Here is a 20,005-nt window from a genome sequence, read left to right on the forward strand (position 1 = left end):
TTGGCCGGTTTCGCAAATCGCTTCTGAGCTGCACGTCTGCGATGTTGCTGCTGGCGTCGTCACGCGAAGCGGGGGTAGGCGGGCTAGGGTCTGGATGCTGGTGAGCGAACGAACCAGAAACGACAATCACGCCCACTGGACCGGCACTGTCCTGGATCCGCGACACTTGCCCTGCTTAGCTGAGGGAGCGGGAGCCGACCATGGGTCCCGAGTGGACGCGTGAACCAGATGGTCCGGCCCGAGCAGGTCGAGAGAAGCACGCCCGTCGAGGTCCTAGCGGGCATGGTGGAGCGCGTCACCATCCATTCGCTCAAGGGCAGGCTTCTGCATCCTCAAGGTGCAGGCGCGGGGCAAGGGTAACCGTGTGCCGGCGGTAGGGGGATGCACTCTCGATCGGCGCGGGCGAGTGACTTAGAGCACCTATCAAAACCGCCTTCTCTCTTGAAATTTCAACCACTTAGCGGGGGCGAAGGAGGATTGTGTTAGGGGCTCTTATTGTGTCCAGCATCTGGATCTGCGACTACGACCAGGGTTACCCGTACGCCAAGCCGATGGCAAACTCGCGGGTGCCGTGGCTGCTCACGACGTGGGCGCAGGAGGCGCGTTCGGAAAGGGTGGTTGAGGAGCGGGCGGCGAGAAGGAGCGTGTAGAACGCGACCCTCCATCAGCCCAGCGGGTCGGCACCGAGACAGTAATCGCATTGCTCCCGAGCCGGAGTTGCCGGCCCGCGGCTTGCGGTTAGATTGTTAACGAACAGCTAGGGTGACTAGCGGCAGGCTGCACAGGCTCGCACGCCCGCGTCGGTCCCGTGAGGAGGTACGCCCGATGCTCGCCATCGTGCCTGTTCAGCAGGCGTATGAGCCAGATCCGCTCAGAGACCTCCTAAACGGCTTACGGGACGGCTTCATCGCCCTCGATGAACGGTGGTGCTTCACCGAGATGAACCCGGCCGCGGAGACGCACTTCGGCCGCGGCCGCGAGAGCGCGCTCGGCGCACCCATTCAAGACCTGATCCTCCCCTTCGCTGGAAGTGAGATCGAGGCACGCTGGCGGCACGTGCTGGTCTCAGGTGAGCCGGCCCTCTTCGAGGCACCCTCGGCCGTGCGACCGGACCGCATCACTGAGTTCAACGTGTTTCGGTTCGGCGCGGGCCTGGGCGTCACATTCCGAGACGTGACGGACGCTCGGCAGGCCGACGCCGCTCTTCGAGAGAGCCAGTCCCGCCTAGAAATCGCTACGGAAGCGGCGCGGCTTGGTGTCTGGGACTGGAACTTGCTCACCGACGAGATGGTCTACTCGGAGCGAGCGTGTGCCATCCACGGTCTCTCCCCGCACGCTCCGGTCACCCTGGACATGCTGCGCGGCGCCACCCATCCCCAGGATCTGCCCCGTACCACTGAGATGGCCGAGCGCGCCCTCGATCCGGCCATTCGGGAGCGCGTCCCCTATGAATATCGCATCATCAGGCCCTCTGACGACACGGTTCGTTGGGTGCTGGCACACGGCGAGGCCGTATTTGCTCCTGTGGATGGCGTCGAACGAGCGGTCCGCTATGCTGGCACGCTTCAGGATATCACCGCCCAACTTGAGGCCGAGGAGGCCCTGCGCTCCAGCGAGGGCCGCCTCCGCCTCGCCCTAGACGCGGGTCGAATGGCCGTGTGGGCCTACGACGTCGCGACCGACTCGGTCCAGGGCTCAGCGGAACTCAACCGCATCTACGGCTTCCCGCCCGAGGCGTGTCCGACGCTGGGTGAATTCCGATCCCGCTACTATCCCGGTGACCGAGAGAGGCTGACCGCCGCCTGGAGCGAGGCGCGAGCGCGCGATGACCGCTACTTCGAGGCAGAGCACCGATGCGTGTGGCCGGACGGAAGCGTTCGGTGGCTGCTCCTGAGGGCCGAAACCAAGGAAGACAGTGCTGGGCAGCCGGCCAACATCGTCGGTGTGGTGCTGGACATCACAGCGAGAAAGCGGGCCGAGGAGCACCGAGCACTGCTCCTCCACGAACTGAACCACCGCGTGAAGAACACCCTCGCCACCGTGCAGGCCATCGCCCATCAGACGTTCAGGGGAGATTCCAGCGACCGGACGGAGACGTTCGAGGCGCGGCTGCTCGCCTTATCCAAGGCCCACGACCTGCTCACGCGTGAGAGTTGGGAAGGGGCGAACCTGACTGAGATCGTGTCGGCAGCTATTGCGCCTTTCCGCCGGACGGACGGCACGCGCTTCCAGATCGTCGGCCGTCAGGTCTGGTTGGCACCGCGGATTGCGCTGGCGCTCGCCATGGCGCTGCATGAGTTGGGTACGAATGCGGCCAAGTATGGGGCGCTGTCCACGATGAGCGGTCGCGTTCTGATCGGCTGGTCTGTTTCCGGTTCGAAGCCCACCCACCTCATTCTGCGCTGGTCGGAACAGGGCGGTCCCTCGGTGGTGCCCCCGACACGCAAAGGGTTCGGTACGCGTCTGATCGAGCGCACGTTAGCGAGCGAGATGCGGGGAGATGTGGACATCAGCTACGAGCCGACTGGTGTTGAGTGTGCCTTGGGGATCGCTCTCGATGATGACGCGAGCAGTCCACCGGTTTAGATCGGTGTTTAATTCGCCCAAAGCATAGGCTTTGCCTCCTACCGGCCCATTTCCGGAGCGCGAGCCGGCTACCTCCTATCTATCAATTTGCTCAATTGACCTATGACTTCTTCAATGGAATCTGGTTTTATGATCCAAGGCGCGCGCTGGAAAACGGGCGAAGATTCGTTCGAGTGGTCATGACCGCTGTAGACAACGAAGGGTATGCCACGGCTCTCAAGATCCTGGGCAAGCGCATCGCACGGCCCATCTGCAAGCGAGTTGTCGAGCACCGCACCGGCAGGCTCGTTGGAACGTAGCCACCGCTCGGCATCAGCGCACGTTGTGAAGGGGCCAGCAGTCTCAAATCCACGGAGTGCCAGCTGGTCGGCAAGATCGAAGCCGATCAACACCTCGTCCTCCGCGATGAGGATACAGGCACGCGATGCGCGTACACTGGCCATTCCGATGCTTCCACCTCACGCCAGCGCCTCCCCCTGGTGTTTCAGGACGAAACGCCGCGACCCGCGGTGGGCGGGCGCTCCTGCGGATCAGCGTGGAATAACGCAGGTGGCCGCCGTGGGCCAGCCAAGCTCGCAGCTGTCCACACCGGTTAATACGCAGGAACCAGCCTTGCTTCGATAAGCGGGGCAGTCACCGTGACGGTGAGGCCCTCGGGTAGATAGTCAACTGTCACTTCTGCCCCGCACTGCACCTCCAGCATCCGCTGAATTTTCGTGCCGACGCCGGCACGGGACGGCGGCTTCACTCCGACCCTGTTGTGCTCCGACCAGACGAGATGTAGCAGGCGCTTGCCGTCTCGCCGTACAAGATCCCATTTCACCTCGACCTTGCCACTGGTTGAGGAGAGTGCACCGTGGCGTTCGCTATTCGACCTGAGTTCATGGAGGACCATGCCGAGCGGGATGGCGAGGTCCGCAGCAAGGTCAAGCTCAGGCCCATTCAGCGTTACGCGGCCATTGCTAATGCTGATGTGCCACTCGAATTCATGCGAGAGGATGTCGTGCAGGCCCGCAGTTTGCCAGTAGTCGTCGGACAACAACGATTGTGTTCGGGCGAGGGAGGCGATCCGGTCGGAGAAGGAGTGGTATAGGTCATTGACGCTGCGACTCGCTCGCGCTGAAGCGCCGAACAGGGCTTGGAGTACCGCGAGATTGTTGCGCGTGCGGTGGTGAAGCTCGCGAACGAGCAGGAGCTGCCGCGCTTCGGTCTGGCGTAGGATCGAGAGTGCCTCGTTGCGTTCGGCCACGGCCTGGCGAAGCTCAAACTGGTTTGTCACCTGCCGAGCTAAGGTCATCAGCGCGGACGCCTGTTCACTACTCAGCCCCTCGCGGGGGGTACGGTCAAGCACGCAGAGACTGCCGAGCGGCAGGCCGTCGGCTGTCTCCAGCCGTGCCCCTGCATAGAATCGAAGGTGAGGATAGTTGGCGATCAGAGGATTGGCAGCGAATCTCGGGTCCACGCTCATGTCGGGTACGACGGAGAGTCCAGGCGTAATGACTGTCGTGGCGCAAACTGAAGCGTTGATAGGTGTTTCTCTGATGCCCAGGCCGACTTCGGCCTTAAACCATTGCCTGCGATCTTCCACGAGGCTGATGGCAGCCATTGGTGCCCGGCAGATTTGCGCCGCTAAATGGACGATTTCGTCGAAATTGTCCTCCCTGGGAGTATCGAGAATCTGGTAGGCGCGCAAAGCTGCCAGTCGCTTCTCCTCGTCCCAAGCTGTGCAGTCGCTCGTACCTATCACGCGCCGTACCTTTGACACTGGCTACAATAACGATGAGGAGCGTTCAGGGTTCGGGGGCCATGGACGATTTCACAGCCTTGTGCCGCGTGCACCTCCGGTCAATCAAAACTCCGTCACGAAAGGGCTGCGACTCGGCCGATTTGGGATCGCGCAGAAAGGGCCTGCTCCGGTGGGCGAAGCGAGGTCCTACAGTCACAACGGCCGACCACGCAGCGGCCGCGCAGGAAATTATGAAATTGGGCCGGGGAGTCGATGTTGTTCTGTCCAGCCTTGTCATGCCGAGAGTGCTGAGCGAGTTTGATATGGCTCAAAATCTTCGGAGCTAACGGCCCGGCCGGCCGGTTCTGCTTGCAACTAGCTACAGAGATCAGCTTGCCAAAGCGATGAATGTGGGCTTGCCGCCGATCTCGGTGCCATACGAGCCCGCGTCATTGCTGCTTGCCGTCGAGCGGAGCGCGTCACCGGTCACTGTTTCTGGACGACGAGGGAATGCTATCCCGCATGTTCAACCAGCGTGTTAATGCCCAGACCAGCGTCGCCATCCAACGACGGCACTTCTACGGGGATGATTGTGAACGGGCTTGGCGACGAAATATGAGCAAGAAGGCTGCGATATTCACAAAATTTCAGATACTTACAAATAAATGGCGAGGCCGTCACTGCTTATCGAGAGGTTCTGCGTTGGAACAGCCGCAACACAGCGTTGCCGCGAGCCACTGCATCGTCCAGAGCTTGCTGCGGTGCTTTCGTACCGGCGAGCGCCGCCTCAATCTCATCCGCCCAAATATCGCGGATCTGCAGCATATTGCCCAGCCGCAGGCCCGAAGTTTCACGCGTCGGCTCTCGATCCGTTATCTCGCGAACCGCGACCTGAAGCATAGGGTAACGCTTGTAAAATCCGGACGCCTGAGCATCGGCGTAGGCTGCGCGGGTAACTGGCATGTAGCCGGAATTGCGGTAGATGAGGGATTGCACAGGGAAACTCAATACAAAATTCAAGAATGCAGCTACGCCAGCATATTCCTGCGACGTCTTTCCCTGCATGACGTACAGAGATCCACCGCCCAGGATAGCGTTTTTAGGCGTATCGACAAGATCGGGATAGTAAGGCATCGGTTGGATCGCCCAGCGAAAATGCCCTCGCGCTGCAATCGTCCCGTACATACTGGAGGAAGTCAAAAAGATACCGCACTCGCCCGAAATAAATTGTGCCTCCCCGCGATTCGTGCGGCCTGAGTAGCTGAACGCACCCTCGCGGTTCAGATCAACGATGTTCTGCAAGTGACGTACTTGGAGCGGCTTGTTAAAGACGAGCTCAGCATCGAATCCGTCGAGGCCGTTCGCGCGACTTGCGACCGGCTGGCCGTGCCATGCCGACAGCTGCTCGATATGAGCCCATGTGGGCCATGCGGTCGAGAGCGCACACTTGGACGGCTCTGCATGTTTTAACGCCCGAGCAGCTACGAATACTTGCGGCCACGTCTCGGGAAGGCGCTGAGGATCAAGACCTGCCTGTTGAAATCGGTCGAGATTGACCCACATTACCATTGCCGAGATGTTAAAGGGCAGCGACAGCATACTGCCATCACGGGCGAGGTAATTGGTCGCGATGACTGGCAGGAATGCGTCAGGCGCGACCGTGCTTCCAGCCGCACTCAGCACTTCCGAGACGGGCTTCACGGCGCCGATCGCCGCTGCCATTGTTCCGTTCCCGACCTCGAAGACCTGCAGGAGGTGAGGTGCGACGCCCGCTCGGTAAGCCGCGATCCCACCATTGATCGTCTCAGCGTACGGGCCCTTGTAAATCGTGATGACCCGGTAGGTACTCTGCGAGGCGTTGAATTCTTCCGCTATCCGGGCCACCAGGGCGCCGTTCGCGCCGTCGAGAGAGTGCCAGAGCTGAAGCTCGGTGGCCGCGTGGGGAGTGACGGGTGACATTGTCAGTATCAGGCCGATGAGGCCGCTGAGGATGTGTACATACACTCGTGAAACGGTTGCTTTGATCTTGATTTCTCGACTTACCGAGCAATGCATTGTCGTTGCCCCTGTGTTTTTTTGAGTCAGAAATTAACTCAGCTTACCCAAGGTGGCACGGAATTTTCAGTTTCAAACGGGTACCTTGTCCTACTGCACTCTGTATCTCTACACTGCCGTGGAGTCGGTGCACAACAAGGTTGTGGATGATGTGCAAACCGAGGCCTGTTCCGCCAGAAGCGCGGGCGGTAGTAAAAAATGGGTCGAAAACACGATCGAGATACTGAGGTTCAATGCCCGCACCGTTATCTATTATTTCGATTGCTACTTGCATTCCTTCGGCTCTCGCTTTGATCGTTGCTCGAAGGATGTGATCCTCTCGCGAGCCATGGTCGATCGCGTTCTTCACAGCATTAGTCAGCACCTGGGCGAGTATGCCCGGATAAGTGTCGAGGCTGAGATCGCCCGGACAGTCCACCGCGAGCTCGTGCCGACCCGGCCGCGCGAGCGCGCGTAAGCTTTTCAGGAGATCCTCAGTCCAGGCACCCAGGTCGATAACGCGCCGCTCCTCGAGAACTTGATCAGAGGCTACTTGCTTGAAGCTGTAGAGGAGGTCGGAAGCGCGCATCAGGTTCGTGGTCACCAGCTGCGCCCCCTCGCGCATTCGCGAAGCGTATTGCGTCAGGCGTGAGCGTGAGAGGCGGTTCTCATTTACAAGGGCCTCGAAGGACGCCGAGTCGACCTGGACTTGAGTTGAGGTGGTCAACGCAATTCCGAGCGGGGTGCTGATCTCGTGAGAAACACCCGCCACGAGCTGCCCCAATGAGGCGAGCTTCTCCGAGCGCACGAGATCGTCCTGGGTTTGGCGCAGGGTGGTCAGCGCTTCGTCGGCACGCCGTGCAGCATCTCTCCAGCCGTCCTCGCGCCGCCGCAGCTCGGCCAAGAAGGTATTCGAGGCGCGTGCGATGTCGCCGAGCTCGTCAGGCCGAGCGGCGAGATCAATATGCTCGATGCTCGGGTCCGAGGTCGCCCGCAGCACGCTGCTTGTGAGCAGGCGCAGCGGCCTCGTGATAGAGCGTGCGACGCTAACCACAGCGATTGTGCCAAGCAGCAGGGCGCCCGCTGCGCCCGCAAGGAGCAGTCGGCGGATCGAAGAGCCGAAGCGGTTGGCATCGTCGATGAAGGCCCGGCTGAGTGCCTGAGCGTTTGCAGCAATAACGGTGTCGCGACGGTCCATCTCGGCGATCAAGGCGTTTTGCTCTCGGACCTTTTCGACAGTGGCGGCGAGACTTTCGCGCCAACCCTGGATCGCGGCCATCATGTCGCCCTGAATACCCAAGGGCATTGCGAGGCTGTGGGCGCGACCAGCGAGATAGGTGCCCTCGACGACGACGTTCGACACCTCCTCGATGCTGCGCCGAGCGAGAGCGGAGGCGGATTGCTGGGCAAGCCGGAGGGCTGCTAGCGCGATGCTCTGCGCCGTCAGCTCCGCTTCGTTCGACGAGACGGAGCTCCGGATCAGCGCCGCGACCTCCGCTTGAAGACGCCGCTGCTTATCAGCATTCTCCCGAATCAGCCTGTCGCACCAGGCGATAAGAGCGCTTCCTGACTGCGTAGCGCGCGTGAGTTCGAAGCCCTCGGCGATGACACGGCTCAGACCGCCATCACTCTGGCTTCTTTCGCGGTAAGACCGCAGCAGCGTCGTCAGCTCGTCGGCCTCAGCCCCGCGTTCGGCCGCCAGGAGCGCTGTATGTAGCTGTGCGCCGGTCAAGTTAAGAAGCCGGATATCCGCTTCCAGCTCGTCGAACTCGATCTGGAAGACGGGCTGCCCGACACGCGTCTTGTTCAGCTCAACTGCCGAGATTGCCTCCCGGAGATCACGGAGGGCACTGACCACCCGTTGGCTGAGCTCGAGTGCAGCGTCTGTTCTGGTGAGGACCGAAACCATGCGGGCATTTTGGGCCTGTTGGCGCTGGCGCTCGGCGTCTGTTAGTACGACAAGCGTGTCAGCCCGGCGCGCCATCTGGGTCGAGGCAACCTCGAGATCACCCTCGAGCTGCACAAGGGAACGCATTTGTTCGATTTGTGCGGTGAGATCGCGTCTAGCGGTTTCGACCCGGGCGAGCTGATCCGCCGTCCGCCCGATTTGCCGGAGCTTTGCAAGCTGAGCGGATGCCTCGGCGGCCAGCCTGTCAAAGTGGCTACGCGCAGCTGCACGGGGAACGGAAGTCCGGCCGACATAGTCGTCGCGCGTCTTATGAAGGAAGGTGAATGTGTGAAATGTCTCACTTGAGAGCACAGCTCCGTCGCGTGCCCGCTCCGCCTCAATCAGGAGTGCCCAGGCGGCCAGAGCAATAAGAACGGCAATAACGACAGGAATGGCGCCGACGGTGAAAACGCGGCGGGAAACGCCAGCTGATCTCATGGATCTCCTTACGTAAAAGGCTTTCCAAATGGCAGGAACGCCTTCTGAGTTGCAAATCTGGAGAATTGGTGTCCAGCCTAGAACGCGGCATTTCTCATGCCCGTTAAGGCAGATTGAATTGTGCACCGCAAAATGCGAAAGAAATGAATGCACCGCGCGACGGCGTCGCGTCTGTGAGTGCCCTCCTTGGCCGTTTCCTTCCTAGACTTCGGGCCGCTCCCGAGAGCGGCCTTCTCTTCATGCGCGGGCTACATACATGGCCTCCCAGCCCGCCCGCAACCCCGGTGAACACACAGTTGCGCGTACTTCGCTGCGAGAGAGGTGAACTTTGCGTGTCGGCTTAAGTCTTATGGCCGATCAACCAAGCCTTACAGCTTGAGAAGTCAGCCGCGGCAGCACGCTGCTGATGTCAGCGTAAGGGCAATGGGCATGCCTTCAGTCCTGCACGATCTGACTGGCCTCGAAATGCCGGCCCCGGAAGCCGCCTTGGGCCTCTCAACAGCTTGAGGGCAGGGGCGTTGAGGATCATCGGCCGGCTCCGGGACAGGGGCGGCAAGCTGGGCGGGTATGCCTAACGGCTCGTGAACGCGGGCCTGTTCGCGTTTGCGACAGGCCCGATCAGAGTTCCGGACCCTGCTGTTTGGGCAGCCCTCGGGGTTGGCAAAAGTGGAGCCAGCATGTGTACCGCCCGTGGATTGTGAGACACCGATCTGAAGCCTACGCGGCCAGAGCCGCGGGTGGAAGCTGCGCAGCGCGGATGGCTGCCGGTGGGCGGAACCCGTGCCGCACGATCAGCCACGTCTCGTTGTAGGTCTGGCGAAACGCCAGCAGGGCTCGGCGTAGATCCTCGACGCTCAGAAGGGATTGACACCAATGCCCGTTACAGAAGTGCAGTGACTCATTTGGCATTTGGATGGTGCAGCGGTGCCGTTGACGGCGTCGAGGATGGCGGCGGCCGGCTTGGTCCAGACGAAGGGCTTGGGCCTGTGATTGTGCTCGGCGATGGAGCGATTGATCGCGGCCTGAAGGTCCACGATCCCGCTGAAGCTGCCACGCTTTAGCCTGCGCCGGGTCAGGGCCGAGAAGAAGCCTTCGACCGCGGTCATCCACGAGGCCGAGGTCGGAGTGAAGTGGAAGGTCCAGCGCGGATGCCGGGCCAGCCAAGCCCGCACCTTCGGGTGCTTGTGGGTGGCATAGTTGTCCAGGATCACGTGGATTACCTTGCCGGCCGGCACCTCGGCTTCGATGGTGTTGAGGAAGCGCAGGAACTCGTCGTGGCGGTGACGCTGCATGCAGCGGCCGATCACGGTGCCGTCCAGCACGTTGAGCGCCGCAAACAGCGCCGTAGTGCCGTGCCGGACGTAGTCGTGGGTCTGGGTCTCGGGGCGGCCCGGCCTCACGCCTCGGCTCGGGCGGGTGCGCTCCAGGGCCTGGATCTGGCTCTTCTCGTCCAGCGACAGCACCACAGCGTGGCGCGGTGGATCCATGTAGAGGCCCACGATGTCCTCGACCTTCGCGGCGAAGGCAGGATCGTTCGAGCGCTTGAAGCTGCGCACGCGATGCGGCTGCAGGCGGTGCGCGTCCCAGATGCGCTGGACGGAGCGCAGGGAGATCCCGACGGCGTCCGCCACGGCCCGACCTGTCCAATGGGTGACCTCGCCGGGCGGCTCGGAGCAGGTGAGGGCGAGCACCCCGGCCACGGTGTCGGCGGAATGGGGCGGCTTGCCGGGCGGGCGGGTCTTGTCGCGCAGCAGACCCTCGACGCCTTCTTCGGCGTAGCGCTGCTGCCAGCGCCAGACGGCGGGCCGGCCGACGCCCGCCTGCCGGGCGACGTCCAGGACGGGGAGGCGCTCGGCCGAGAGCAGGACGATACGGGCGCGCTGGATGTGCTTGAGGGCCCGCGCCCGATCGGTGACGATGGCGGACAGGCGCGTTAGGTCGGTGGCACTCGGGATCACACAGACAGTCTGAGCCATGCCGCAGACTCGCACGGCTCACGCCTCCGGTGAATCCTCTGAATGCGTCATTGCACTAGAGGGTCTGCGTGTGATCGACGCCTCGATCATGCCACAGATCGTAACGGGCAACCTCAACGCCCCGACGATCATGATCGCGGAGAAGATCGCCGACGGCATTCGCGGCCGGACACTCCTGCCGCGCAGCCAAGTAGCTTACTTTGTGGCCGGCGAAACGCCGCCGCGCAGGAAGCCGGTTCGCGCAAGCTGAGACTTTCGCGCTTTGCTGTCGACGAGAGGTGCCTCGGTTTCTCTGAACAGCACCCTGAGTGGATTTATCCTGCATCTTCAGGGCGAAGGGTCAGCGGGACGCAGCGCGGCGCGGATCGCGTCGAGGCCGTCGGTCAGTGCCGCCGGTCCAGGCTGCAGGATCAGCGGCGACTTGACTTCGGTGATCCGGCCCCGCGCCACCGCCGGAATGGCCGACCAGCCCGGACGGGCCGCGATACGGCGCGGCACCACCTTCTTCCCGCACCAGGAGGCGAGGATCACGTCGGGCGCGGCCGCCAGCACTGCGTCGGGCGGCACGATCCTGTCCTTCGCCGCCGCCTGCCGGGCGAGGGCCGGGAAGACGTCCTGCCCACCCGCGATACCGACGAGGTCCGAGACCCAGCCGGTGCCCGAAATCAGCGGCTCGTCCCATTCCTCGAAGTAGACGCGGGGCCGGCCCTCGGCCGCGGCGGCGACGCGCGAGAGGCGGTCCTCGTAGCCGCGCGCGAGTTCCCCGGCCCGTCCGGGCGCCCCCATGAGTGTGGCGTGCAATGTCCCCGGATGTGGTCGTCCTAGCCTTCGGCTATTCGCGGCGACCACAACTGTTGTGGCGCTGCCATCGACTCCAGTGAGCACCCGCGTAGGCTGTGTGCAGGAAGGGAGGGGCGATGATGCCGATCCGGCGAGTGGTAGCGGCTGCTACGGCCCTGGCGTTGTGTGGTTGCCTGCAACAGGTGACGATCCCACCGCTCGAAGCATCGATCAAGGAAGCGTGCCACGGCGAGGACCGTCTGATCGCCAGTGGCGAAGGAGCTTCGGCCTATCGCGGTGGCAAAGGCTCCCGCGCGCGATATGCTGTTTACCGGGACGGCACGCTCTTCCGAGAGGTAACCGAGGACGAGGTTGCTGACTTCACAGCCGGCCTCGCCTGTCTCCAGCGCGGCTACAGGCTGGAGTCTTCCGAGCTGGCTGCCTGCCGCGCGGAGACGGTTAATCTAACGGTGGCGCAGCGTAATCAGATGCGGGGGGTTGAGAATGCCGAGGCACCGGCCCCTCCGCCAGTGGCCGAGCCGCTCCAGCTCCAAGCGCGTTGAATGTTGAGGATATCAGGACCCAGCCAAGGCAACCGGACGAGTCTACGCCTTGGCCACGGTAGCTGCTTCCGCTGACGCGCTTGACGCTAGGGTGGATTCAAGTGGTCGTCGCAACGGCTTGGCGGAGGGCGGTTGTGATGGCAGGTCGGCGGCGTTCGGATCGGGCACTTCGCGAGAAGCTGCGGTCACCGGGTCGTCCCGGGGTCGGTCTGCGCGAGACGCGGCGGGGGTTCTGGGCGTTCCTCGCGCAGGGTCTCTCCAGCGAGGTCGCAGCGATGAAGCTCGGGATCTCGCCACCGGTCGGCTCGCGGTGGTTCCGGACAGCAGGCGGAATGGCACCTTCCCACCTGTCACCATCATCCAAGTCGCCTTCTGCGCGCTACCTGTCGTTGGCTGAGCGGGAGGAGATCGCGATCCTACAAGCGCAAGGTCACGGGGTCCGGGACGTCGCTCGGCGTCTGGGACGGGCGGCGTCGACCATCTCGCGGGAATTGCGCCGCAATGCGGCGACCCGCAGTGGCGGCCTGGACTATCGCGCCACGACCGCGCAGTGGCACGCTGAACGCGCGGCACGCCGGCCCAAGCCAGCAAAACTGGCGGGGAACGCAGCGCTGCGGACGTACGTGCAGGAGCGGCTCGCCGGAACTGTCGCGACACCGGGCGGGAGCGCTCTGCCTGGCCCTAGCGTTGCCTGGAAGGGACGGCGGCACGGGCGACGCCAGAGCCGGCGATGGGGTCGATCCTGGAGTCCGCAGCAGATCGCCGAGCGCCTACGGCTCGACTTTCCGGGCGATACGACGATGCGCATCAGTCACGAGGCGATCTATCAGGCGCTCTACATCCAGGGCCGGGGCGCGCTGAAGCGTGAGCTGACCGCGTGTCTTCGCACAGGACGGGCTTTGCGTGTGCCGCGGGCCCGCAGCCTGGGCCGAGGCAGGTCGTTCGTCACCCCCGAGGTGCTCATCAGCGAGCGTCCGCCCGAGGTGGAGGACCGCGCGGTGCCGGGGCACTGGGAAGGAGATCTGATCCTGGGTCTGAAGAGTTCGGCGATCGGGACCCTGGTCGAGCGCACGACGCGCTTTACGATGCTGCTGCATCTTCCGCCGATGGACGGCCATGGGGTGACACCGCGTGCGAAGAACGGCCCGGCGCTGGCGGGGCACGGGGCCCAGGCGGTGCGCGAGGCGATCGCCGGCACGATCGCGCGCTTGCCCGAGCAGCTGCGGCGCTCGTTGACCTGGGACCAGGGTACCGAGATGGCCGAGCACGCGCGCTTGCGGATCGACGCGGGTCTGCAGGTCTACTTCTGCGATCCACGCTCACCCTGGCAGCGGGGGACGAACGAGAATACGAACGGGTTACTGCGACAGTACTTCCCGAAAGGAACGGATCTGAGCGCCCACAGCGCGAACGATCTTGCTGCTGTGGCCGCAGCCCTCAACAGCAGACCGCGCAAGACGCTGAACTGGAAGACGCCGGCAGAGGCGCTCGACGCTGTGCTGGCTGCCGTGCAAGATGGTGTTGCGACGACCGCTTGAACCCAAGTAGAGACCCGCGAGCCGACTGGTGGCAGGGAATCGCGTCAGAAAATAAATGTCTGGATAACCCTCGTAACCGGACATTCCCGACATCTGCCGCGAGGGGCCGCTTTGGGTCACTCTCATCCGTTCGCATCAGGTTCGGCCAACGGTCCGGACGAGCCGGAAACGGACACGAGGGTCGCGCGCCTCACCGGTTGCGGTTTGGCTGCTTGGCGCACCTCCCCTTCATCCACGGAGAGGGGCAGGTCGATGGTGAAGCACGCGCCTCCGCCCTCGCTGCTCGACAGCGCGATCTGACCCTGCAGGGTCGAGGCGACCAAATTGAAGACGATGTGCAGGCCGAGCCCCGTGCTGCCCTTGTCGCGCCCCGTGGTGAAGAACGGGTCGAATACCCTGCCCAGGTGCTCCGGCGGGATGCCGATGCCGTCGTCCGCTACGATGATGCGCAGCCGATCCTCACCCGAACGAGACGCCGCGACGTCGAGCACGCCTGATCGGCCGTCTGGATAACCGTGCACGATGGCGTTGAGCGCCAGATTGCTGATCACCTGCGCCAGCGCGCCGGGATGGGAATCGAGGACGATCCCGTCCTCGCAGCGGATCCGCACCGCGTGGCCTTTGCGGCGCACGAGCGGACCGAGCGTGCTCATCAGGTCCTCAAGCCAGCCGCGCAGATCAAAGGTGCGCTTCTCCTCGCTGGCTTGGTCCACCGCGACCTGCTTGAAGCTGTGCACGAGGTCGGCGGCCCGCGTCAGATTGGAGAATAGCAGCCGCATGCCCTCGCTCAGTCGGGCAAGGCCTTGCGTGAGATCCGACCGGCGCAGCTGCCCTGACTCGACGGCGCGCTGGAGCTGCCTGAGATCACCCTCAGCGGCTGTCGAGGTGGTCAGCGCCAGCCCGATCGGTGTGTTGATCTCGTGAGCGACGCCTGCCACGAGTTGGCCGAGGGCCGCCAGCTTCTCGGCCTGCACAAGATGGGCCTGAGCCTCGCGCAACTCGGACAGGGCCATCTCCGACCGCTCCTTCTCCCGCCGAAGTGCCTCCTCTGTCCGGAATTGGCGCCGCGCCCGCACCTCCCGCGCTCCGACGGCGTAGAGGGAGAGCGCGTAGGCCATGCCGATCTCGAAGTTGTTCACGAAGCGCATGCCCGCCCGCTCGTGCACCGCGAAGGTCTCGCACACGGCGAAGCAGAGCCAGGTCAGGCCGCAGAACGCGGCGAGCGAGGGCAGGCGCAGCGGCAGCAGCGTCGAGACGAACAGGATGACGATGATCATGCCCGCGGCGGCATGGTCGAAGCCAGGTCCCAGCCGCAGGTAGATCAGGCTGAGCACGCAGCCGGGCACGACGCAGTAGCCGAGGTAGATCTCCTCGGCCCAGCGCCGCGCGGCCGGCCAGCTCAGCGCCGCGGTCGCGGGCAGCAGCACGGCGAGGGCGACGGCAAGGCGAAGGAATAGGGTCTCGGTCCAGTGCGCCGGGTCGAGGATCCAGTCCCAGACGGCGAAGGCGCAGTAGATGAAGGCGCCGAGCAGCATCGCCGCGCGCGTGCGGGGTAGGTCGTCGAGGGTGAAGCGCGTCACGAAGGCGCGCTCGGCGGCGGGAGCTTCGAAGCGCAGGCCGAGCCTGCTCAGGAGTTTGCGCATCAGGACGAAAGAGAGCAGCGGAGCGCCCCTCCTACGCGCTGAAGCCTCGGGATGCACGCCGTTCGATCATCCGCCCTGCGCCACTTCCGGACCTTTGATCAGTGCCGCCGGAATGGCCGCTCGTCACTCGACAGCGTTGGGGTGGACGCCCCCTGACGGCATCGATGTGCCAGAGTGGAGGTGTTGCAACACCACTGCAGGAGGCGTCCATGGGTGAGGTTAGCACAGTCGGGATCGATCTGGCCAAATCGGTGTTCCAAGTTCACGGCTCGGATCCGAGTGGCACAGTCGTGTTTCGCAAGAAGCTTCGGCGTGCTCAGGTGCTGGCGTTCTTCTCGACCCTTCCGCGCTGCGTGGTCGCGATGGAGGCATGCGCCAGTGCTCACTACTGGGCCCGGGAGATCGCCTTGGCAGGTCACGACACGCGGCTCATCCCGCCGGCTTACGTGAAGCCGTTCGTGAAGCGGCAGAAGAACGACATGGCCGACGCGGAGGCGATCTGCGAGGCGGCACAGCGGCCAACAATGCGGTTCGTCCAGGGCAAGACCGCGCAGGCTCAGGCCTGCGCGGTCGTGTTTCGTACGCGCGACCTGCTCGTGCGTCAGCGGACCCAGTTGATCAACGCCCTGCGCGGGCACCTCACCGAGTTCGGGTACGTCGTTCGCCAGGGTGTCGGGCACGTTGGCCAGCTCGTCGCGGTCATCCGCGACCAGACATCCGACGTGCCGGCCCAGGCACGGCCGGTCCTGGCCGTCATCGCGGACACCCTGCAGGCGCTGCAGGCGCAGATCGCGCTTCTGGACCGCGAGATCGCCCAGCGTGCGAAGGACGATGCCGTGGCCAAGCGGCTGATGACGATACCGGGTGTCGGCCCGGTGATCGCGGCCGCACTGGTGGCGCTGGCACCGGCTGCCAGTACCTTCCGCCGCGGGCGTAACTTTGCGGCCTGGCTCGGCCTCGTCCCGCGGCAGCACTCCAGCGGCGGCAAGGAGCGGCTGGGGCGAACGACCAAGATGGGCGAGCGCAGCTTGCGACGGTTGCTGATCCTGGGCGCGAGCTCTGCGACCAAGGTCGCGGCGCGCGATCCCGACAAAGCTGGGGCATGGTTGGCCGGCATGCTGTTGCGCAAGCCGCGCATGCTGGTCACCGTCGCCCTGGCGAACAAGATGGCAAGGATCGTCTGGGCCTTGATGGCCCACGGCGGCTGCTACAGAGCTCCGGCCACGGCGTGACCGCCACGGCCTGAGGCGTCAGCGAGGCAGGGAAGGTCAGGCGAGAGGTATGGCGCAACGGTCAGAAGACGGGGTCGGGAAAACCAGTGAATGGCCAAGCGCCTTGAGCGCGCGACAGCGATTTGGATCCGATCCGCGATCTCCATACAGGCCAGCAGCTGTGAGGTTCGGCGACATCGTTTCAATCTCGCCGTCCGCGCTCCCGGCCGATCTGGCATTCCGATTGCTGCTTCTGCTGTGGAGCTGTGGGCAGCGCGGCACGCGCTGTCCATCAGATCCCCAGCCAACGCGAGACACGGCCATGGATCTGACGAAGGCGCGTCTGGGATGGATTGAACTCTATGCCCAGACCGGCGACGCCGGCCTCGTTTGCCGCCGCTGCGGCATCTCACGCCCGACGTTGCGCAAGTGGTGGCGGAGGTATCAGGCCGCTGGTCCAGCTGGGCTGGTGGAACACAGCCGCCGTCCGCGACGCTTGGCAGCTCAGAAGGTGTTTGCAGAGCACGAGACGCTGATCCTCAGCCTCCGACGCGACCGCAAGCTCGGGATCAAGCAGCTCCGCAATGAGCTCGTCCGTCAGCACGATCTGACGCTGTCGCTCGACACCATCCATCGCGTGCTCGTCCGTCACGGCGAGCAAGTGCTCAAGCGACCGCGGCGGCGCGTCAGAGGGAAGCTCCGCTATAGTCGACCCGTGCCGGGCGATCGGGTGCAGATGGACGCCTGCAAAATCTGCCCGGGTGTGTACCAGTACACCGCCATAGATGACTGCTCGCGCTACGCCGTGTTGGGGATCTATCCACGCCGGACCGCCGCGAACACTCTCGATTTTCTCGACCGCGTGATCGAGGAGATGCCGTTTGCCATTCAGCGGATCCAGACCGACCGCGGACGCGAATTCTTTGCCGAGGCTGTGCAGCAGCGGCTGATCGACTGGGGCATCAAGTTCCGCCCGATCCCGCCACGATCGCCCCATCTGAATGGCAAGGTCGAGCGCAGCCATCGCGCCGCTCTTGAGGAGTTCTGGACCACTGTGGATCCGAAATCCGCGGACATCGCCGACCGCGTGGCCGAGTGGCAGCATCACTGGAACTGGAGCCGCCCCCATTCGGCGCTTGATGGCGCATCTCCCATCGACCGGGTGGCTGAACGCTCGGACCAGACGCCGCTCCGAGAAGAGGTGGAAGCCCTCTTCGACCCCGCTAAAGCGCGCATCCGTCATCCGGACTACCGCATCGATCAGGCCTTGGCCGCGGTGAAATGATCTCCCCAGACCCTACAGTTCATCGGCCGCACAGCTGCGGTCGACCAGGTCCGGAGCTGGTCTGGCCTCCTGATCGCGCCGCGTCGTCATGGGTCCGCCGCGGCGATGGCACGCCCCGACGAGACCCGCCTCGCGCATCAGCCGCGCAATCCGCTTGCGGCTGTGAGCCTCGCCCTGGTCACGCAACTCCGCCTGGACCCGCGGCGAGCCGTAGGTCTGACGCGAGCCCAGGTGGATCGTGCGGATGCGCCGGAGCAGCACCTCGTCCGCCTGAGCCCGCGCCGAGAGGGGTCGGCCGACCCAGGCGTAGTCCCCGGCCTTCGAGACGCCCAGCACGCGCGCCATGACGGCAATCGGGAAGTGCGCCTGGTTCTCGCTCATGAACCGGAAGATCCAAACGGCAGACCTCCGGTCTCGCGCGCAAACCAGGCTGTCGCGCGAGAGAGGATGTCGCGCTCCAGCTTCAACTGACGGTTCTCGCGCCGCAGCCGAAGCAACTCCTCGCGCTCGTTCGCCGACAGCGCGGCCTCAGTAGCAGCAGGCTTCGCCTCTCGGCGTCCCTCCTGCTGGTCGGCCTCGGCCACCCAGGTGCGGATGGCCTGGGCCGACGGCTCGAACTCACGGGCGAGGTCGGTCGGATCGCGCCCGGCGCGGACCAACTCGACCATCTCGCGGCGGAACTCCGCCGGGTACGGGGGACGGGGTCTCGGCATGGCAAACACACCTCACGCGAAAGCGCTCTCGGTGTCCACCGATCCGGGGCAATCCCACTAACTCTTAGAGCATCTATCTGAACCGCCTTCGCTCGTGAAATTTAAACCACTTGGTGGGAGCGAAGGTGGGTTGTGTTAGGGTCTCTTAATCTTGTGCGAGCCTCGCTGGCCGCGCTTCTAGATTGATACTGGACGGCCGATCATCCGCGCAGCTTCATCGCGTCGTGCGACAGACCGCCTCCGAGACCTTCCTGCAGCCGGCATCGCCGCCGAGATCCCGAGGCGGCTGGCCAAGTCGCGTCGACACGGCCCAGCCGCGACCTCGTCAAGCTCAGTGCAGCTTTCCGGTGACCCACCCGACGATCGCGTCCGCAACCTCCAGATTGTTTGATTCCAGCATCATCATGTGTCCATTGCCTCGGATGCCGTGCTCGGCCAGCGCGAGCCGATCCGGCTTCGCGCCAGCCTGTTCGAGGAAAGCCCCGGTACAATCGTCCATTGTTGCTCGAAACGATGCCTCTCCGGTGACGATCACAGCGGGAACTTTCGCGAGGTTCGGCAGCTTGCGCGCTGGCTCGGCCTGCAACCAGCACCGGATCTGACCTGGCCGCAGCGGCTTCTCCGCCTGAGCGATCGTGAGATCCGTGGGCGAGTTGACCGCCGGATCGAAATGCAGCGGCACGCGCGTGATGCCGTACGGCCGAGCCCGAGCGTCGCCGACTTTCTCGTACCAGTCGTCACCGCCCTTGAACCGGATATCGAAGAACGTCGGACCATTCGGCTCGACCGCCACATGCGCCTTCACAAGATCCGGCCGCTGGTCCGACACGGCCCATCCAAAAACACCTGCCTGCGAGTGGGTGAGCAGAACTGACGGGCCGATCTTCTCCAAGAGAGCGATGAGCGCGGGATCGACGAGTTCCTCGCTCTTCAACGCGCTCGCGATGAAGGGCACTTGGGAGAGATAGAATTGGTCGAACGCGGCGTTGCCTTTCACGCCCGGACCTCCAGGCCACTGGGTGTGCAGCTTCGCCTGCGGAAAGAGGCCGAAGTTCTCCTGGCCGGTGAAAATGCTCTCCAGATCGCCCGTAGTGAGCCGGGCGTAGGGGCCATAGACCTCGGGATTGTCGCCGGATCGCCCGCGACCGACCTGATCGACCACGTAGACGGCAAAGCCACGCTCGACGAAGCGATCAACCCAGCCCGGCCGACCATCGGGGGTGCCCAGGAAGTTGATCCCGGTCTGCGCGGTTCCATGCACCATCACCACGGGGTAAGGCTGCGTGACCTGCACCGGAGCGTGGTACTGCACGAACATGTGGCCGACGGCGATCTCCTTCCCTTGGACCGTCTGGTAGCGGCCACCCACGAAGAAGTAACCCTCCTGCTGGGCTGGCTTGAACGCGGCGTGGGTGCCGGGATCGCGATCCGCGGCCGCGGCGGGGAACAAGCAGGCCAGCGCGAGGGCGCAAGCCGTAGAAGCCCGAAGCATGGTTTCCTCCCATCAGCGTCTCCTGCGCCTGCCGAAGGCTAGCATGGCGGTTGAGAGCGGACGCGTGCGTGT

Annotated in this window: 14 protein-coding genes and 3 pseudogenes; 6 read left to right on the forward strand and 11 right to left on the reverse strand. The window is 64.1% G+C overall.

Features of this window, described 5'->3' with window-relative positions; translation table 11 throughout:
• The first annotated feature begins 825 nt into the window (after positions 1–825).
• Positions 826–2,586 carry a sensor histidine kinase gene (locus QA634_RS28145; protein WP_012335268.1) on the forward strand — a complete coding sequence of 587 codons (1,761 nt, stop codon included), beginning with the start codon at positions 826–828 and terminating at the stop codon, positions 2,584–2,586.
• 68 nt (positions 2,587–2,654) lie between these two features.
• On the opposite strand, the gene QA634_RS28150 is transcribed toward QA634_RS28145, so the two are convergent.
• The 6 genes and pseudogenes from QA634_RS28150 to QA634_RS28175 form a co-directional block, all read right to left on the reverse strand.
• Complete coding sequence (locus QA634_RS28150; protein ID WP_012335269.1) at positions 2,655–3,029, reverse strand: histidine kinase; 375 nt, start codon at positions 3,027–3,029, stop codon at positions 2,655–2,657.
• Positions 3,030–3,178: 149 nt separating this feature from the next.
• On the reverse strand, positions 3,179–4,279 hold the full coding sequence (locus tag QA634_RS28155; RefSeq protein WP_265576437.1) for a sensor histidine kinase: 1,101 nt from the start codon (positions 4,277–4,279) through the stop codon (positions 3,179–3,181).
• Positions 4,280–4,996: 717 nt separating this feature from the next.
• Positions 4,997–6,271 (reverse strand): sn-glycerol-3-phosphate ABC transporter substrate-binding protein UgpB, encoded by a 1,275-nt coding sequence (ugpB, locus tag QA634_RS28160; protein ID WP_445928374.1) that lies wholly within the window; start codon positions 6,269–6,271, stop codon positions 4,997–4,999.
• 139 nt (positions 6,272–6,410) lie between these two features.
• The gene (locus QA634_RS28165; protein ID WP_012335272.1) at positions 6,411–8,732 is read right to left on the reverse strand and encodes an ATP-binding protein; all 2,322 of its coding nucleotides are present in this window, start codon (positions 8,730–8,732) and stop codon (positions 6,411–6,413) included.
• A gap of 717 nt (positions 8,733–9,449) precedes the next feature.
• Positions 9,450–9,590 (reverse strand): annotated as a pseudogene (locus tag QA634_RS28170) (IS3-like element ISMtsp5 family transposase); the annotation flags it as partial.
• Positions 9,587–10,708, reverse strand: a complete 1,122-nt coding sequence (locus QA634_RS28175) for an IS630 family transposase (RefSeq protein WP_012335273.1) — start codon at positions 10,706–10,708, stop codon at positions 9,587–9,589. The pseudogene QA634_RS28170 and the gene QA634_RS28175, both read right to left, overlap by 4 nt.
• Positions 10,709–10,754: 46 nt before the next feature.
• Between QA634_RS28175 and QA634_RS28180 the strand changes: the two are divergent.
• Positions 10,755–10,958: pseudogene (locus tag QA634_RS28180) on the forward strand (GMC oxidoreductase); the annotation flags it as partial.
• A 77-nt stretch (positions 10,959–11,035) separates the two neighbouring features.
• On the opposite strand, the pseudogene QA634_RS28185 reads toward QA634_RS28180, so the two are convergent.
• A pseudogene (locus QA634_RS28185) lies at positions 11,036–11,497 on the reverse strand (ABC transporter substrate-binding protein); the annotation flags it as partial.
• A gap of 128 nt (positions 11,498–11,625) precedes the next feature.
• Between QA634_RS28185 and QA634_RS28190 the strand changes: the two are divergent.
• Together QA634_RS28190 and QA634_RS28195 are read left to right on the forward strand one after the other, a co-directional pair.
• Positions 11,626–12,051: a hypothetical protein gene (locus tag QA634_RS28190; protein ID WP_150108738.1), complete on the forward strand. Its 426-nt coding sequence runs from the start codon at positions 11,626–11,628 to the stop codon at positions 12,049–12,051.
• Between the two features lie 137 nt (positions 12,052–12,188).
• Complete coding sequence (locus tag QA634_RS28195) at positions 12,189–13,589, forward strand: IS30-like element ISMtsp4 family transposase (protein WP_012330561.1); 1,401 nt, start codon at positions 12,189–12,191, stop codon at positions 13,587–13,589.
• Between the two features lie 122 nt (positions 13,590–13,711).
• Here QA634_RS28195 and QA634_RS28200 read toward each other — a convergent pair whose 3' ends face one another.
• Positions 13,712–15,232, reverse strand: a complete 1,521-nt coding sequence (locus tag QA634_RS28200; protein ID WP_012335274.1) for a sensor histidine kinase — start codon at positions 15,230–15,232, stop codon at positions 13,712–13,714.
• A 209-nt stretch (positions 15,233–15,441) separates the two neighbouring features.
• Here QA634_RS28200 and QA634_RS28205 point away from each other — a divergent pair, with 209 nt between their 5' ends.
• Together QA634_RS28205 and QA634_RS28210 are read left to right on the forward strand one after the other, a co-directional pair.
• Complete coding sequence (locus QA634_RS28205; protein ID WP_012335275.1) at positions 15,442–16,464, forward strand: IS110-like element ISMtsp17 family transposase; 1,023 nt, start codon at positions 15,442–15,444, stop codon at positions 16,462–16,464.
• A gap of 301 nt (positions 16,465–16,765) precedes the next feature.
• Complete coding sequence (locus QA634_RS28210; RefSeq protein ID WP_012333161.1) at positions 16,766–17,728, forward strand: IS481-like element ISMtsp15 family transposase; 963 nt, start codon at positions 16,766–16,768, stop codon at positions 17,726–17,728.
• A gap of 12 nt (positions 17,729–17,740) precedes the next feature.
• Here the strand turns inward: QA634_RS28210 and QA634_RS28215 are convergent, their stop codons facing one another.
• The 3 genes from QA634_RS28215 to QA634_RS28225 form a co-directional block, all read right to left on the reverse strand.
• Entirely contained in the window at positions 17,741–18,109 is a 369-nt protein-coding gene (locus QA634_RS28215; RefSeq protein ID WP_012335276.1) for an IS3 family transposase, read from the reverse strand.
• Positions 18,106–18,396, reverse strand: coding sequence for a hypothetical protein (locus QA634_RS28220; RefSeq protein ID WP_157182184.1), 291 nt, complete (start codon positions 18,394–18,396; stop codon positions 18,106–18,108). The genes QA634_RS28215 and QA634_RS28220 overlap by 4 nt, the downstream gene beginning before the upstream one ends.
• Before the next feature lie 376 nt (positions 18,397–18,772).
• Positions 18,773–19,933: an alpha/beta hydrolase gene (locus QA634_RS28225; RefSeq protein WP_012335277.1), complete on the reverse strand. Its 1,161-nt coding sequence runs from the start codon at positions 19,931–19,933 to the stop codon at positions 18,773–18,775.
• Positions 19,934–20,005 lie beyond the last annotated feature (72 nt).

It is taken from the genome of Methylobacterium sp. CB376 (assembly GCF_029714205.1).
Classification (GTDB): domain Bacteria; phylum Pseudomonadota; class Alphaproteobacteria; order Rhizobiales; family Beijerinckiaceae; genus Methylobacterium.